This window comes from uncultured Adlercreutzia sp. (assembly GCF_958431955.1).
Classification (GTDB): domain Bacteria; phylum Actinomycetota; class Coriobacteriia; order Coriobacteriales; family Eggerthellaceae; genus Adlercreutzia.
Map to the genome: position 1 here is coordinate 12,896 of NZ_CAUASN010000003.1, position 15,263 is coordinate 28,158.

The window sequence follows — 15,263 nt, forward strand, 5'->3', positions numbered from 1 at the left end:
GCGGACGCGCCCTTCGGCGGCTTCCTCGCTTGACGGGCCGAAAACGCCTTCATGGCGCGGAAATTTCGGATCGGTGGCCCGTCGTCTACGGTTTCGCGGCGCCCTGTGGCTCCCTCTCGCGCCGTGGGATCATATCTCCAAAGATGATCCGGGCGATCGGAGCGGATCGCCTCGCCGAAGGGAGGGGCCATGAGTCGTAAGAAGGCGAAAATGCTGTTTTGGGCGGCGCTCGTCGTGCTCGCCTATATTCCCTACCTCATGCAGACTGCCGGCCACGCCATTGTCATGTAGGGCAGCGTGCGGAATCTAGAACTTGATGAGGTCGTGAAGCTCCATGCCGAGCGCATCGGCGATGGAGATGTACATGGCGATGCTCGGGTTGTGCTGGCCCTTCTCGATGCGATGGATGTGGGCCTGGTCAGTGCTGATCATCTTGGCCAGCTTGTCCTGGGACAGGCCCTGGTCCTTTCGCTGCCGGCGGATCTCCTCGCCCAGTTCCATGATTCGCTGACGTGTCGCTGCTCTGTTCATGGCGACCATCTTAGGGTCATGCCCTCTTTGACGTATGCCAGAACTCGCATAAATCGGCGTTTGCCGCCCGCCTTGGGCATCTGTTGCGGATAGGCGGTCTCTCCGGGCGGCGGACGGCGCGAGGAGGCTCGGTTGCCGGCGCCCAAAGGGGCCTATTCATCGCTGAGTGGCGAAGTGATCTTTCCCCCTTGAATTCTGCGTTCGCGAGGTTCATACTGCTCGCACCATCTCGGGTACGACCCGTGGAAGGCGACAGGCTGGCTCGTCGGTTCATGGAGGAAGAGGATGCACAAGGCTCAGCTCACCAATGCGCAGTCGCTGCGCGGTTTTCTGCTCGCGACCTTCGCGTTTCTGACCATTTTCGCCTCGACGGCGGTGCCTATTCCACTGTACGCCGACTATCAGGCGACCATCGGGCTCACCACGGCCGACATCTCCAACACGATGTTCACCTATCTCACCGGCGTGACCCTCACGCTGCTTCTGGCCGGCCGCATCTCCGATTCCTTCGGGCGCGTGCCGGTGACGAGCCTCACTATCATGCTCGCCATCTTCGGCTGCATCATGTTCCTGCGCGCGGGAAGCGGCACCGACGTGCTCGCCGCCCGCTTCGTGCAGGGGCTTGCGGCCGGTTTCGGCATGAGCGCCGTCTCTTCCCTCGTCATCGACTGCGTGGGGGAGCGTCACCTCGGCTGGGGCTCCACCGTGGCCAGCTGCGGCGCCATGTTCGGCATCATGATCGGCTCGGTGGGCGTGGGCGTGCTCTACGGCATGGTGCCCGACTTGACCGTCGTCTACGGCACGATGATCGCCCTTCTAGCCGTGTGCCTGTTCCTCGTGAACTTCGTCCACGAGCCTCTGGATCGCACCGTCTCGCTGCGCGCCACCATCCGTCCCCGCGTGTTCGTGCCGCGGGACTGCCGGTGCCTGTTCGCGGCGGTGGCCGTGGTGTACCTGTCCACCTGGATGGTGAGCTGCTTCTTCCAGTCCTTCGCCTCGCCCATCGCCTACACCTGCTTCGGGGAGACCTCGCCTCTGGCCGGCTCCATCATCTTGGCGCTCGTCATGGCGCCGAGCGTGCTCGGCGGACCTCTCGTGCAGAGGCTCGATTCGCGCCGCGCGCTCGCCGCGGCCATGGTGCTCTCGCTTGCGTGCACGGCAGCTCTCGCGGTTACCGTGGCCGCGCGGGCGGAGCTCGCCTTCATGGGAGTCTGCGCGGTGTTTAGCGTGGCGTCCGGCGCGGCTCTGGCCACGGCGCTGCGCATGCTGCTTTTGGAAGTGAACGTGCTGCAGCTGTCGGCCATCCTGTCGTCGGTGAACCTCGTGGCCTACGCCGGCTCGGCGGTGACGGGGCTTGCGTGTGGCGCGCTTCTGGGCGCGACCTCCTATGCGGTGGTGTTCGCCGTCATGGCGTTCGTGCTGGCGGCGGCCTGCGCCTTCGTGTTCTCGGCCGTGCGCGCCGCTCCCGCGCGTCGTAAGTCGAAGCGGCTCACACTGGCCCACTTCCACCGGAAGCGCGGCGCGATGGCGCCGTCCGGCGAGGATGCCGGCGCCGTTTCCGAAGAGGCCCCGGCCCCCGCGCTCTCCTGACCGGTTGCCGCGATCGGCCCTCGCACGGCCTTCCATCCCGAACAGACTGCGAAGATTCCATGAAGGCGAACAGAAGTTCCCTTTAAGGCTGGCGTTTCTGCGCGCGGCCCCCTAAAATAACCTGCGAAAACAAGAAGCAATGCGGCGGGTGGCCCCCTTGGGGCGCCCGCTGCGTTACGTCCGCGAAGGAAACGAAGCGATCCATGGCAAACGAAATCGTCATCAAGGGCGCCCGCGAGCACAACCTCAAAGACGTCGACCTCACCATTCCCCGCGACGAGCTGGTGGTCATCACGGGGCTTTCCGGCTCGGGCAAGTCGAGCCTCGCCTTCGACACCATGTACGCCGAGGGCCAGCGCCGCTACGTGGAGAGCCTCTCCAGCTACGCGCGCATGTTCCTCGGGCAGATGTCCAAGCCTGATGTGGACTCCATCGACGGTCTGTCGCCGGCCGTGTCCATCGACCAGAAAACCACCTCGAAAAACCCCCGCTCCACCGTGGGTACCACCACCGAGATCTACGACTACCTGCGCCTTTTGTTCGCGCGGGTAGGCGTGCCCCACTGCCCCGAGTGCGGCCGCGAGATCAAGAAGCAGACCACCGACCAGGTGACCGACGAGATTTTGCGTTTGGGCGACGACGCCCAGGGCGAGGCCACCAAGGCCATCCTCATGGCGCCGGTCGTGGCCGGCCGCAAGGGCGAGTTCACGAAGCCCTTCGCCGACCTGCAGAAGGAGGGCTTCTCCCGTGTGCGCATCGACGGCGAGATCGTGAAGCTGACCGGCGAGCCCCTTACCCTGAACAAGAAGATCAAGCACTTCATCGACGTGGTCGTGGACCGCGTCACGCTGAAGGAGTCGGCCACGAGCCGCATCGCCGAGGCCGTGGAACTCGCCTGCAAGCTGGCGAGCGGGCGCGTGCTCGTGCAGGTGCTCGGGCCCGATGGCGCGCCCCTCGGCGAGGCGGGGGGCACGTCCTCGGGTGCCACGGGCGGTTTGGGCGCGGGGGAGCACCTCTTCTCGCTGGCCCTCGCATGCCCCGAGCACGGGCATTCCATGGACGAGCTGCAGCCGCGCGACTTCTCCTTCAATGCCCCCTACGGCGCCTGCCCCGACTGCCTCGGCATCGGCAGCCGCGACGAGGTGGATCCCTCGCTCGTGGTGCCCGATCCCTCGCTCACCTTGAACGAGGGCGTCATCGCGCCGTTCAAGAGCGGCAACTACTATCCCCAGGTGCTGCGCGCCGTGGCGGCCCACGTGGGCACCGATGCCGACACCCCCTGGGAGGATATGCCCAAGAAGGCCCAGAAGGCCATCATGAACGGCCTGGGAAAGGAGAAGGTGCGGGTGGACTACCGCACCGTGGACGGCCGCGACACCTACTGGTACATCGAGTGGGAGGGCGTGCTGGCCGCGGTGAAGCGCCGCTACCAGGAGGCCCAGTCCGACGCCCAGCGCGAGAAGCTGGCGGCCTACTTCGCCACGGTGCCCTGCGAGACCTGCGGCGGCAAGCGCCTGAAGCCGGAGATCCTCGCCGTCACGGTGGACGGCAAATCCATCCACGACGTGACCGAGATGTCGGCGGCCGAGTCGCTCGGCTTCTTCGAGGGGCTGCACTTCACCGGCCAGGCCGCGGTCATCGCGCTGCCCATCGTGAAGGAGATCCGCGAGCGTCTGCGCTTCCTCGTGGACGTGGGGCTCGACTACCTCACGCTGGAGCGGGCCACGGCCACGCTCTCGGGCGGCGAGGCCCAGCGCATTCGCCTTGCCACCCAGATCGGCGCCGGGCTCATGGGCGTGCTCTACATTCTGGACGAGCCCTCCATCGGCCTGCACCAGCGCGACAACGAGCGGCTCATCGCCACGCTCGAGCGCCTGCGCGATCTGGGGAACACCGTCGTGGTGGTGGAGCACGACGAGGACACCATCCGCGCCGCCGACTTCGTGGTGGACATGGGGCCGGGCGCCGGCGAGCACGGCGGCCACGTCATCGCCGCGGGCACGCCGGCCGAGGTGATGGCCGCCGAGGGCTCGGTGACCGCCGACTACCTGGCGCGCCGCCGCCGCATCGAGGTGCCTGCCGAACGCCGGCGCCCAGGCCGCGGATCGGTGAAGATGACCGGGGCGACCGAGAACAACCTGCGGAACGTGACGCTGGAAGTGCCCATCGGCACCCTCACGGTCATCACCGGCGTGTCCGGCTCGGGCAAGAGCTCGCTTATCACCGACACGCTGGCGCCGGCGCTCGCCAACCGCCTGAACCACGCGCATCGCCGCACGGGGCCCTACCGCAAGATCACCGGGCTGGAAAAGCTCGACAAGGTCATCAACATCGATCAGAGCCCCATCGGCCGCACGCCCCGTTCCAATCCGGCCACCTACATCGGGCTCTGGGACGATATCCGCGCGCTATTCGCCAGCACCCAGGAGGCCAAGGCGCGCGGCTACGCCCCGGGCCGCTTCTCGTTCAATGTGAGCGGCGGGCGGTGCGAGGCCTGCAAGGGCGACGGCCAGATCAAGATCGAGATGCACTTCCTGCCCGACGTGTACGTGCCCTGCGAGGTGTGCAACGGCGAGCGCTACAACCGCGAGACGCTGCAGGTGACCTACCGCGGCAAGAACATCTCCGAGGTGCTCGACATGACCGTGGAGGACGCGCTCGCGTTCTTCGAGAACATCCCGGGTATCAAGCGCAAGCTGCAGACGCTCTTCGACGTGGGGCTCGGCTACATCCGCCTGGGCCAGCCGGCCACCACGCTCTCGGGCGGCGAGGCCCAGCGCGTGAAGCTCGCGAGCGAGCTGCAGAAGCGCCAGAGCGGCAAGACCTTCTACATCCTGGACGAGCCCACCACGGGGCTGCATTTCGAGGACGTGCGCCAGCTGCTCGAGGTGCTCCAGCGCCTGGTGGACGCCGGCAACACCGTGCTCGTCATCGAGCACAACCTGGACGTCATCAAGTGCGCCGACCACATCGTGGACTTGGGGCCGGAGGGCGGCGACCGCGGGGGCACCATCATCGCCACGGGCACGCCCGAGGAGGTGGCGAAGGTGGAGGGCTCCTACACCGGGCACTTCGTCGCCCGCATGCTCGAGGAGGCCAAGCTGCCGCCGGTGGGCTAACGCGCGCCTGCTGTTGCGGGCTCGGCCGTCGGGCTCGTCGGCGAGGGGAGCGCCTCGCGGGGCCGTGGCCGGCCGTCGGCACCCTCCGCGGCCGCCTGGCCGGCATCGCGCCCCGTCGCAGATATGGAGCCTCGGGCCCCGCCGCGCCGCCGCGGCGGGGCTTCGCTATAATTGGGGCATGAAGAAACGCACAAGGGAAAAAGTGGCCCTCCTGGTCTTCGCGCTGCTCGTCGTTCTCGGCGGCAGCGTGCTTCTGCGCTATTTCGAGACGGGCCGCCCCCTCAATATGGCCGCCACGGTGGTGGACGACGCCTTCGGGCAGATGAAGGGCTACACCGCCATCGTCTACGACGGCACCTTCGACACCCTCGACGCCCTGCGCCCCGCCATGGACCACGAGGACATCGGCGCGGAGGAGCCCACGAGCCTCGGCGGCATGGTGCTCGCCGAGCTGTCGCGGCTGCCGCTGTCCATGCGCGAGAGGCCCGTGTACGCCTCGGACGTGCGCACGCTCTACGAGGAGAAGGGCGCCGGGGCCATCACGCTCGACGCCGCCGACCTGCGCCGCTACGAGGAGCCGACCATCCTCATGGCCGGCGACCGCAAGATCGGTGTTGTGGCCATCGACTACTACGCGTCCAAAAAGCAGCTCGAGAAGGTGCGCCGCGAGCTGACCGAGGCCGGAGCCCAGTCGCTCGTCTGCCTGGTGCCGCGCCTGTCGTGCCTGGCCACCATCGAGGGCTTCCAGGCGGTCATCGTGACCGACGACGACCAGGCGACGCCCGGGGCGGGGGAGGGCAGCGAGGGCGCCCATATCGTGTACGCGCCCGAGCGCGGCTCGGTGGGCGTCGTGCTGCTCACGGCCCTGAACGTGCCCTCGTCGAAGGTGTACGCCTCGCTGTAGGGCCCGTTCCGCCTGGTCTGGACCCGCTTCTGCCTTCTGCCGCTGGCTGGTTCCGGCCGCCATTGGTTTCGGGCTTTGTTTCGGCTCAGTTAATAACTCATCGTTTTGGAAAACGAGCGTCCTATAATGCGGCCAGAAGCCAGCGGGCGTGCGCGCGCCGCGGCGCCCCGACACGTCAAGGAGGTCCGCATTGAGTTACGTCGATAACGTCATCGAGCAGGTGAAGGCGAAGAACGCCGAGCAGCCCGAGTTCATCCAGGCCGTCACCGAGGTGCTCCAGTCCCTCGAGCCGGTCATCGAGGCCCACCCCGAGTACGAGGCCGCGAGCCTCCTCGAGCGCATCGTGGAGCCCGAGCGCATCGTCATGTTCCGCGTGCCGTGGGTGGACGACGCCGGCAAGGTGCAGGTGAACCGCGGCTTCCGCGTGCAGTTCAACAGCGCCATCGGCCCCTACAAAGGGGGACTCCGCCTGCATCCGTCGGTGAACCTCGGCATCATCAAGTTCCTCGGCTTCGAGCAGATCTTCAAGAACAGCCTCACCACGCTGCCCATGGGCGGCGGCAAGGGTGGCTGCGACTTCGACCCGAAGGGCAAGTCCGACATGGAGGTCATGCGCTTCTGCCAGGCCTTCATGACCGAACTGCAGCGCCACATCGGCGCCGACACCGATGTGCCCGCCGGCGACATCGGCACGGGCGCCCGCGAGATCGGCTACATGTTCGGCCAGTACAAGAAGATCAAGAACGTCTTCGAGGGCGTGCTCACCGGCAAGGGCCTCTCCTTCGGCGGCTCGTTGGCCCGCACCGAGGCCACCGGCTACGGCCTCGTCTACATCGTGGAGGAGTACTTGCGCTGCCATGACGACTCCTTCGCGGGCAAGACCGTGTGCGTGTCCGGCTCCGGCAACGTGGCCATCTACGCCACGCAGAAGGCCCAGCAGCTCGGTGCCAAGGTGGTCACCGTGTCCGACTCCACCGGTTGGGTGCACGATCCGGCTGGCATCGACGTGGAGCTGCTCAAGCAGGTGAAGGAAGTGGAGCGTGCCCGCCTCACCGAGTACGCCGCCCGCCGCGAGGGCGTGGAGTACCACGAGGGCCGCGGCGTGTGGGTCGTCCCCTGCGACATCGCGCTGCCCTGCGCCACCCAGAACGAGGTGCTCATCGACGACGTGAAGACGCTCGTGGCCAACGGCTGCAAGATCCTCGCCGAGGGCGCGAACATGCCCACCACGCTGGATGCCACCGAGTACCTGCAGGAGCAGGGCGTCGTGTTCATCCCCGGCAAGGCCGCCAACGCCGGCGGCGTGGCCACCTCGGGCCTCGAGATGTCCCAGAACTCCGAGCGCCTCTCCTGGACCTTCGAGGAAGTGGACGCGAAGCTCAAGGGCATCATGGTGAGCATCTACCACGCCATCGACGACGCCGCCCGCCGCTACGGCCACGAGGGCAACTACGTCATGGGCGCCAACATCGCCGGCTTCGAGAAGGTCGCCGATGCCATGATGGCCCAGGGCATCGTGTAGGGACGCCCGCTTACGCCGACCTACCGCTCGCGGGTGCGAGAAGAGCCCCGAAGACCGGGCTCGATCCAGACCCGCCGGTTCTCCGCCCCGTTACCGCCGCTCGCATCTTGCGGGCGGCGGTTTTTTTTGCGGCTCGTTCGCTTGTCGAGGGGCGTTCGGGTTCTGTCTTTGGGACGGTATGCGAGACGCGCGGCTTTAGTGCCGTTCTGCCCTCCACTGGGCGCGCTGGGGGGGGGCACCTGCTGCGTGCCGCAGGATGTCGAAAAGTCGCCCTTTTCATCCGCTGGTGCGAAAAAGCGCCGCTTAACGACGGAAAGTCGCCCTGCTGCGAGGCGACTTTCCGCACAATTCGTCTATGGGAGCAAAGCGACCTGGGGAAACGCGATCAGAGTGAGCCGCTTTGCCACACCAGGTGTGCCGTGAGCGCCCCAACGGGCGACTTTCCGTGCATCGGCGGCGCTTTTTCGACGCGGGACGGGAGGATCGCGGCGGTTTCGGCTGCGCGCCTCAAGCGGCGGCCTCGTCGCGGGTGGTGATATCGATGGACTCGATGAGGAACTCGTTGCCGGAGGCGAACTGGTACTCGCGGGAACCGCACTGGGGGCAGGAGAGGGGCTCGCCGCTGTGAAGGTCGACGCGGTAGCCCGCGTCGCAGTCCTTGCAGGTAACCATCACGGGAACCGTGAGGAAGGAGACCGTGCAGTTTTCGGCTATGGTCCCGCGGGTCAGGTAATGGAAGAAGCTGTCGAACATATCCTCGATGATGTCGCGCATCTCCCCGATGACCATGGTGACTCCGTCGACGGATACGGCGTCGGCGTCGCGGGCCACGTCGAGGACGGTGTCCACGACCTCGGTGCACAGTGCCATCTCGTGAATGGCGGCTCCTTTCCGTAAAGGGGGGGCGCCCCCGCCTGGGACAGGGGCGCTAAGGGAGGGCTGAATATTAGCTGAACTGTAGGCCGGCGGCCTCGCCCTCGGCGACGCGGGCGGCCATGGCTTCCTGGCTCTCGATATCGAACAGGTAGCCCTTGCTGGCGCGGACGCGGGCCTTCTTCTCGTAGTAGTCGGCGAGATCCTCGGGGATCTCGAGGTGCTCGGATACCGGCTTCATCTTGAGGCCGCGCACGCCCTGGGGGCACACGGTGGCGCACTGCCCGCAGCGCACGCAGGCGCTGTCGACGATGGGGTAGCCCTCGTCGTCCATGGTGATGGCGAGCATGGGGCACTGCTTCTCGCACATGCCGCACTTGATGCAGTCGTCCTTCTTGTGGACGAGCTCGAAGTGGCTGCAGTCGGCAAGGGCCGGGCCGCCGTTGAGCTTGCGGACGGCACCCACGTAGAGGCAGCAGTCGGCATGGCAGCTGCAGATGTTCTCGGCCTCCTTGGTGTAGAGGCAGTCGAGGACCATGCCCTCATCGACGGAGCGCTGCAGAAGGGCCTCGGCCTCGTCGCGCGTCAGCTCGCGGCCGGCACCGATCTCGATGAACCACTCGGCCTGCTTGCCGGTGACCAGGCAGGTCTCCATGGGGTGGTTGCAGTCGCGCATGCCGTCGCCGAACAGCTCCATGGCCTCCTGGGTGTTGGTGGCCTCGCCCTCGCGGATGAGGGTGCTCACGCGGCACATGCAGGGCGAGACGGCGAAGGTGTCGTGGCGGTCGAGGATGGCGTGCCAGTCGTCGTCCTCGGTGTAGTCGCCGTCGACGACGATGCTCAGGTCGACCGGCACGGTGCGGTACATGGTGTACTTCGCATCGAGGAAGGTGAAGGGCGTTCCAGCGCCGGCGTTGAGGTCCTTCAGGCCGATGTGCTCGGTGTCGAAGTTCTGGACGTAGGCCTCGTAGTAGCCGTACTCGCTGTCGAGGGTGAGGAACTTGGGCGTGCCGTTGTCGTAGATGCGGCGCAAAAGCGCGCGGTCGTCGAGCGCGTTGCAGATGGCGAGGCACTCGTCCTCGGCGCGCCCCGACGCCTCGGCGAACTCGGCGGCAGGGAAGTTGCGGTAGTGGGGCATCTGACTGTAGGCGAGGGCCTCGTCCTCGCTGAACAAGTAGGGCATGAGATCGAGCTGGTGATCCTTGGTGATGTAGGAGCCGAATCCGGCGACTTCTGGTGAAGGCGGCGGCGCTGGCCATCAAGAAGCAGGCGGAGGTTCGCAAGGGGGCCGAGCTGTTCTCGGTTGTGGGCGCCTAGCTCTCTGCGCACCCGTGATGCAGCGATGCGCCCAATGGGGGTCGCCGGAGAAAGAGATCGATGGCGATTCAGGAGGATATCGAGGCGCTTCTCGTTTCCCCATGCCGATAAGGGCTACTGCGCGTCCTGAGGGGGCGCCCCTCGCAGCGGACGAGCTTCCGCTTGCACTCGCACTGCCGCGGAATGCCCGAGAATATAAGAGGCGAACCGATGTTCCATGATATACTGCGGGCATGGAACAAGAGCGCACATACGTTTGCATTGATCTGAAGAGCTTCTACGCCTCGGTGGAGTGCGTCGCGCGCGGGTTTGATCCCATGGAGACCAAGCTCGTGGTGGCCGACCCCACGCGCTCGGAGATGACCATCTGTTTGGCGGTGAGCCCCGCCATGAAGGCGGCCGGCGTGCGGAACCGCTGCCGGCTCCACGAGATTCCGAAGGGGATGGAGTTCATCACTGCACGCCCGCGCATGAAAACGTACATGCAGGTGTCGGCAGATATTTACGCTACCTACCTGCGCTACGTGAGTCCTGACGACATCCACCCGTACTCCATCGACGAGTGCTTCATCGATGCGACGCCCTACCTGGAGCTCTACGGCATGGACGCGCGCGGATTCGCCGACACCCTGCGGGCCGCCGTGAAGGCCGAGACGGGCATCCCCGCCACGGCGGGCATCGGGCCGAACCTGTTCCTCGCGAAGGTGGCGCTCGATATTTCCGCCAAGCATGCCGCCGACGGCATCGGCGAGCTCACCGAGCGAACCTTCCGCGAGCAGATCTGGCCGCACCGGCCCATCACCGACATCTGGAACATCGGCCCGGGCATTGCGCGGCGGCTGGCGAAGTACCGCGTGTTCGATTTACGCGGCGTGACCGAGATGGACCCCGATGTGCTCTACGGGGAGTTCGGGGTGAACGCCGAGTACCTCATCGATCACGCCTGGGGCCTGGAGCCCTGCACCATCGCCGAGATAAAGGCCTACGAGCCGGAGACGACCTCGCTCATGAACGGGCAGATTCTGCCCTGCGGCTACAGCTTCGACGACACCCTCATGGTCCTGCGCGAGATGGTGGACGACACGGTGCTCGATTTGGTGGACAAGCACCTGGTGACCGACCATATCTCGCTGCACGTGAGCTATGTGCGCGACGCGCGGATCGACGGCGCGGCCGCAGGCGGGCTCTTCGAGGGCGGCCATGGCCTGCGCCGGGCAGACGGCCGCAGCGGCCCGCACGGGGGAGGATCGCGCAAGATTCCCGAGCGCACGAACTCCTTCGCGAAGCTGCTCGGGTATGTGGAGGCGCTCTTCCGCGAGACGGTGGATCCGGCGCGCACCATGCGCAAGATCAGCGTCGGCTTCGGGAACTTGGTGGACGAGGATCTGGCCACAGCGGACCTGTTCACCGACGTGGAAGCGGCCGCCCGCGAGCGGCGGCGCCAGGAGGCGGTGCTCGCGGTGAAGGGGAAGTTCGGGAAGAACGCGCTCATCAAGGGCGTGAGCCTGAGGGAGCACGCCCTCGGCCGCGAGCGCAACGAGATGGTGGGAGGCCACCATGGCTAGGGGAGGGGCCTTCGAGAACCTCGTCTGGGAAGGGGTGGGAGAAGCCGCGGTCGGCGGAGGCGCCGTAAGAGAAGGCGCACCGCAGGGCATCGACCGGCCCGTCCCCGCGGGCCTGGGGCGGCCCCACCCTGACCGCGCCCGGCAGTTCTCGCCCTTCGCCGCCCTGCGCGGTTACTACGAGCTCGTGCACGAGCGGGAGCAGGTGGTCGAGCCGCGCCAACCTCTTTCCGAGGAGGAGGCCCGCACCCTCGATGAGGCCGTCGCGAGCCTCCGCCGCGGCGCTATGGTGAAAGCCGTCTTTTACGAAAAAGACGCTTACCGAACCATTGTCGGGACAGTGAGCCAGGTTGATATGATCTATCATGACCTATGGATTGTACGGACGCGCATTCCGTTTGCGAGCTTGTGCGCCTTGGAAGTCGTCGGCTGAGAGGATTGCCCTATGAGCAACGAGATCAAGTGCCCCCATTGCGGGAAGGCCTTCACCGTGGACGAGAGCGGGTACGCGGCCATTCTGAACCAAGTGCGCGACCAGGAGTTCCAGCGGGAACTGGCAGACCGCGAGCGGTTGCTGGACGAGAGCCGCGCCAAGGAGATCGAGCTTGCCCGCGCCCAGGTGCGCGACGAGATGAGCCGCCAGCTGAGCGAGAGCCGGGAGAAGAGCGCCGCCGAGCTCGCGGAGGAGCAGCGGAAGCTGGCCGCCCAGACCGAGCAGTTCAAGGCCCAGGCGAGCGAGTTCAGGTTGTCGGCTCAGGCCGAGAAGGCCGATCTGGAAAAGCAGCTCGCCGCGTTGCGGGCGCAGCTGGCCGCGCAGACGAGCGAGGCCGAGACGGCGCGCAAGCTGGCGGTGTCCGACGCCATTGCGGCCGAGGCGGAGAAGCTGCGCGCCGCCGAGCGCGAGCGCGACGAGCTGGCCCAGCGCCTCGAGGCCCAGCAGCGCCAGGCGGTCGTGGAGTCGCAGCTGGCGGTGCAGCAGGCCGAGGCGCGCGCGAAGGACGCCCAGGTGGCCGTGGAGCGCGAGCGCGACGAGCTGCGCGCTCAGGTGGAACGCGAGAAGGACGCGCTCGTGCGCGTGCAGGCCGAGCACAAGGCCGACCTGGCCGAGCGGATGCGCCTGAAGGACGAGCAGATCGCCGACCGCGAGCGCGAGATCGAGCGCATCCAGGACATGAAGGCGCGCCTGTCCACGAAGATGCTCGGCGAGACGCTGGAGCAGCACTGCGAGATCGAGTTCAACCGCCTGCGCCCCACGGCCTTCCCGCGCGCCTACTTCGAGAAGGACAACGAGGTGGTGGAGGGCACCAAGGGCGACTTCGTCTTCCGCGACTTCGACGAGGAGGGCAACGAGATCGTCTCCATCATGTTCGAGATGAAGAACGAGGCCGACGACTCCACGCACAAGAAGACCAACGAGTCGCACTTCAAGAAGCTCGATAGCGATCGTGCGAAGAAGGGCTGCGAGTACGCGGTGCTCGTGTCGCTGCTCGAGCCGGACAACGAGCTGTACAACGCCGGCATCACCGACGTGTCCTACCGCTACGATAAGATGTACGTCATCCGCCCGCAGTTCTTCATCCCGCTCATCACGCTTTTGCGCAACGCGGCGCTCTCGTCGCTGCAGTACCGCCGCGAGCTCGCGCTCGTGCGCCAGCAGAACATCGACGTGACCAACTTCGAGGACCAGCTGGCCGACTTCAAGGACAAGTTCGGCCGCAACTACCGCATCGCCTCCGACAAGTTCCGCAAGGCCATCGAGGAGATCGACAAGTCCATCGACCATCTGCAGAAGATCAAGGACAACCTGCTCGGCAGCGAGAACCAGCTGCGCCTGGCCAACGACAAGGCCGAGGATCTCACGGTGAAGAAGCTCACCCGCAAGAACCCCACCATGAAGGCCCTGCTGGACGAGGCCCGCGACGCCAAGGCAGCGGGTCGCGCCGACGCTGTAAGCGACGGCGAGGTCGTGGACGCCGAGCCTCTGGATGAGGACTAGAGAGGCTCCGGCTCTACGGAAACGGGTTAAATCCGAGTCTGTAATGGAAGCCTCGAGGCTATTTCTCCCGCAGCTTGAGGGCGGCGGCGAGGCGGCGGCCCTTGCCGCATTTGGGTTTGGAAAGCGGGCAGTGTTTCTTGCAGCAGGTGCAGTGCTCTATCTTGAGGGCGGCCTTCGCCTTCTCGCAGCCCTTGCAGCCCGCGGCGCTCTTCTCGCCCTTGCAGCCGGTGTGCTTCTTCTTGCGATCGAGCTTGGCGGCCTTCTTGTCGCCTTCGGCCTTGCGCTGCTTCTTGTCCTTCTTTTTCTTCTGGTCCTTCATGGACGCTCCTCATCGTCGGGCACGGTTTCCCCAGTGATCGACGGGCAGTGTACCATGGGGCTTCCAGGGTGATCAACCGGGGCCGGCAATCCGATGCCATCTTGGCACAAGAACCCATTGCTGTACCAGAAAAGGTACACATGGAACACTGCCGCGGCGTAAGATGCTCCTATCGCATTCAACGAAACGGAGGACGCCATGGCAAACACAGCATCATCGATCTGCGTCGTGGAGAACACGACGGTGGCAGGCACGCGGCACGTGGCCGGTGTGGCCGAGATGGCCGAGGGCTACGCGAAAGGCGAGCGCTTCTCGCTCGTGCGCGACGCGGCGAACCGCTTCGACCCCTGGGCCGTGGAGGTGCGCGACGGACAGGACCGGCGCATCGGGTACGTGTCCTGCGAGTGCAACGAGTTCGTGGGCCGGCTTCTGGATGGCGGCAAGTCGGTGGAGGGGCGCCTGACGGCCCGCGAGCAGGTGGGTTCGTGGTGCCGGTTGGTGATGGAGGTGCATCTCAATGACTAGCGCCGCCGCTGTTTTGGAGCGCCGGGACGGCGCCATCACGCTCGGCCAGCGCACGGCCCGCGCCGTGTTCGGCTCGCCCAGCGTACGCCGGGCCAACGGCGGGGCGAAGACGAGCTTCGTGCCTCGGGTGCTGCGCGGCCCTCGCTGGCGTCGTCGCCAGGCCGATGCGGGCGTGTTCGCCATCGACCGGCAGGGCACGGAGGCCGCCGAGCGCCTGCCGCGCATCTGGGTGAGCGAGCCTGCCCAGGACGGCCCCGGCCGGGTGTTCACGGCATCCTATCCCGCTGGCCCCGATCGGGGCGGTTGGCGGGCCATGGAGCTGGCCGAGGCGTGCTTCGCCGAGGCGCTGGGGCTTGCGGGCCCGGAGTGCCGCCGCCGTCGCATCGACTGTTACCGGGCGGCGGAGATCCTGCTTCTGCACGCCGCGGCCCGGGGCAGCGTGGGAGCCCACTGCCGGCTCGGCATCATCTACGCCGATGACCTGTGCGAGGGCGAGTACTGGCGCGGGCTGCTGGAATGCCGCGCGCTCCACGCCGCCGACACGCCCCTGGACGAGCGGGCCTACCGGCACTTCACCTTCGGCGCTCTGCACGGCCACGGCGAGTGCGCCTGGCGGCTCGGCGAGCTGGTGGCGGCCGGGCGCGGGTGCGCCGCCGACGAGGCCCGGGCGCTCGCGCTGTACCGCCAGGCCTTCGACGCGGAGAACGGGCGCGTCGACGAGGACCGCGCCCAGACGGGCAATGCCGCCCTGCGCCTGGCCCGGGCCTTCGAGTGCGGCCGCGGCTGCGAGCAGAGCTTCCGCCGCGCTCGCACGTGGTACCGCGTGGCGGCCGTGGCCCTCGGCGCGGCTTTCGATGCCGGGCAGTGGCACTTCAAGCGCGAGCGCCTGGAGGCCCGCCGGGGCGTGGCCCGCATGGCCCAGGAGCTGGCCGGCTGCTACTGAGCGTGGAAAAGGCCGCCGCGGGGAAGCGGCGGCCTTGAGGGAGCGGCGTGCGCATCGGCGCA

General features: G+C 66.9%; 13 protein-coding genes. 9 read left to right on the top strand and 4 right to left on the bottom strand.

What is annotated here, in order from left to right; genetic code table 11:
- Window positions 1-306: 306 nt before the first annotated feature.
- The gene (locus Q5064_RS01655) at window positions 307-531 is read right to left on the bottom strand and encodes a helix-turn-helix domain-containing protein (RefSeq protein WP_302961717.1); all 225 of its coding nucleotides are present in this window, start codon (window positions 529-531) and stop codon (window positions 307-309) included.
- A gap of 285 nt (window positions 532-816) precedes the next feature.
- On the opposite strand from Q5064_RS01655, the gene Q5064_RS01660 reads away from it, so the two are divergent.
- The 4 genes from Q5064_RS01660 (at window position 817) to gdhA (ending at window position 7,666) form a co-directional block, all read left to right on the top strand.
- A complete protein-coding gene (locus Q5064_RS01660; RefSeq protein ID WP_302961719.1) occupies window positions 817-2,121 on the top strand; it encodes an MFS transporter in 1,305 nt (434 codons plus the stop codon).
- Between the two features lie 203 nt (window positions 2,122-2,324).
- Window positions 2,325-5,240: an excinuclease ABC subunit UvrA gene (gene uvrA / locus Q5064_RS01665; protein WP_302961720.1), complete on the top strand. Its 2,916-nt coding sequence runs from the start codon at window positions 2,325-2,327 to the stop codon at window positions 5,238-5,240.
- Window positions 5,241-5,442: 202 nt separating this feature from the next.
- Window positions 5,443-6,144, top strand: coding sequence for a hypothetical protein (locus Q5064_RS01670; RefSeq protein WP_302961722.1), 702 nt, complete (start codon window positions 5,443-5,445; stop codon window positions 6,142-6,144).
- Between the two features lie 190 nt (window positions 6,145-6,334).
- Window positions 6,335-7,666, top strand: coding sequence for an NADP-specific glutamate dehydrogenase (gene gdhA, locus Q5064_RS01675; RefSeq protein ID WP_302961724.1), 1,332 nt, complete (start codon window positions 6,335-6,337; stop codon window positions 7,664-7,666).
- Window positions 7,667-8,173: 507 nt separating this feature from the next.
- Here the strand turns inward: gdhA and Q5064_RS01680 are convergent.
- Together Q5064_RS01680 and Q5064_RS01685 are read right to left on the bottom strand one after the other, a co-directional pair.
- Window positions 8,174-8,536 carry a hydrogenase maturation nickel metallochaperone HypA gene (locus tag Q5064_RS01680; RefSeq protein WP_302961726.1) on the bottom strand — a complete coding sequence of 121 codons (363 nt, stop codon included), beginning with the start codon at window positions 8,534-8,536 and terminating at the stop codon, window positions 8,174-8,176.
- A gap of 76 nt (window positions 8,537-8,612) precedes the next feature.
- On the bottom strand, window positions 8,613-9,722 hold the full coding sequence (locus Q5064_RS01685; protein ID WP_302961727.1) for a 4Fe-4S binding protein: 1,110 nt from the start codon (window positions 9,720-9,722) through the stop codon (window positions 8,613-8,615).
- Window positions 9,723-10,089: 367 nt separating this feature from the next.
- Here Q5064_RS01685 and Q5064_RS01690 point away from each other — a divergent pair, with 367 nt between their 5' ends.
- From Q5064_RS01690 to Q5064_RS01700, 3 genes are read left to right on the top strand one after another with little or no spacing between them, the layout of a single operon-like run.
- Window positions 10,090-11,421, top strand: coding sequence for a DNA repair protein (locus Q5064_RS01690; RefSeq protein WP_302961729.1), 1,332 nt, complete (start codon window positions 10,090-10,092; stop codon window positions 11,419-11,421).
- Window positions 11,414-11,851: a hypothetical protein gene (locus tag Q5064_RS01695; protein WP_302961730.1), complete on the top strand. Its 438-nt coding sequence runs from the start codon at window positions 11,414-11,416 to the stop codon at window positions 11,849-11,851. The genes Q5064_RS01690 and Q5064_RS01695 overlap by 8 nt, the downstream gene beginning before the upstream one ends.
- A gap of 12 nt (window positions 11,852-11,863) precedes the next feature.
- Window positions 11,864-13,414: a DUF2130 domain-containing protein gene (locus tag Q5064_RS01700; protein ID WP_302961731.1), complete on the top strand. Its 1,551-nt coding sequence runs from the start codon at window positions 11,864-11,866 to the stop codon at window positions 13,412-13,414.
- A gap of 58 nt (window positions 13,415-13,472) precedes the next feature.
- Here Q5064_RS01700 and Q5064_RS01705 read toward each other — a convergent pair whose 3' ends face one another.
- Window positions 13,473-13,733 carry a hypothetical protein gene (locus tag Q5064_RS01705; protein ID WP_302961733.1) on the bottom strand — a complete coding sequence of 87 codons (261 nt, stop codon included), beginning with the start codon at window positions 13,731-13,733 and terminating at the stop codon, window positions 13,473-13,475.
- 198 nt (window positions 13,734-13,931) lie between these two features.
- Between Q5064_RS01705 and Q5064_RS01710 the strand changes: the two genes are divergently transcribed.
- Both Q5064_RS01710 and Q5064_RS01715 read left to right on the top strand, forming a co-directional pair.
- Window positions 13,932-14,258 carry an HIRAN domain-containing protein gene (locus Q5064_RS01710; RefSeq protein ID WP_302961735.1) on the top strand — a complete coding sequence of 109 codons (327 nt, stop codon included), beginning with the start codon at window positions 13,932-13,934 and terminating at the stop codon, window positions 14,256-14,258.
- Window positions 14,251-15,201 carry a tetratricopeptide repeat protein gene (locus Q5064_RS01715; protein ID WP_302961737.1) on the top strand — a complete coding sequence of 317 codons (951 nt, stop codon included), beginning with the start codon at window positions 14,251-14,253 and terminating at the stop codon, window positions 15,199-15,201. Before Q5064_RS01710 ends, Q5064_RS01715 begins: the two co-directional genes overlap by 8 nt.
- Window positions 15,202-15,263 lie beyond the last annotated feature (62 nt).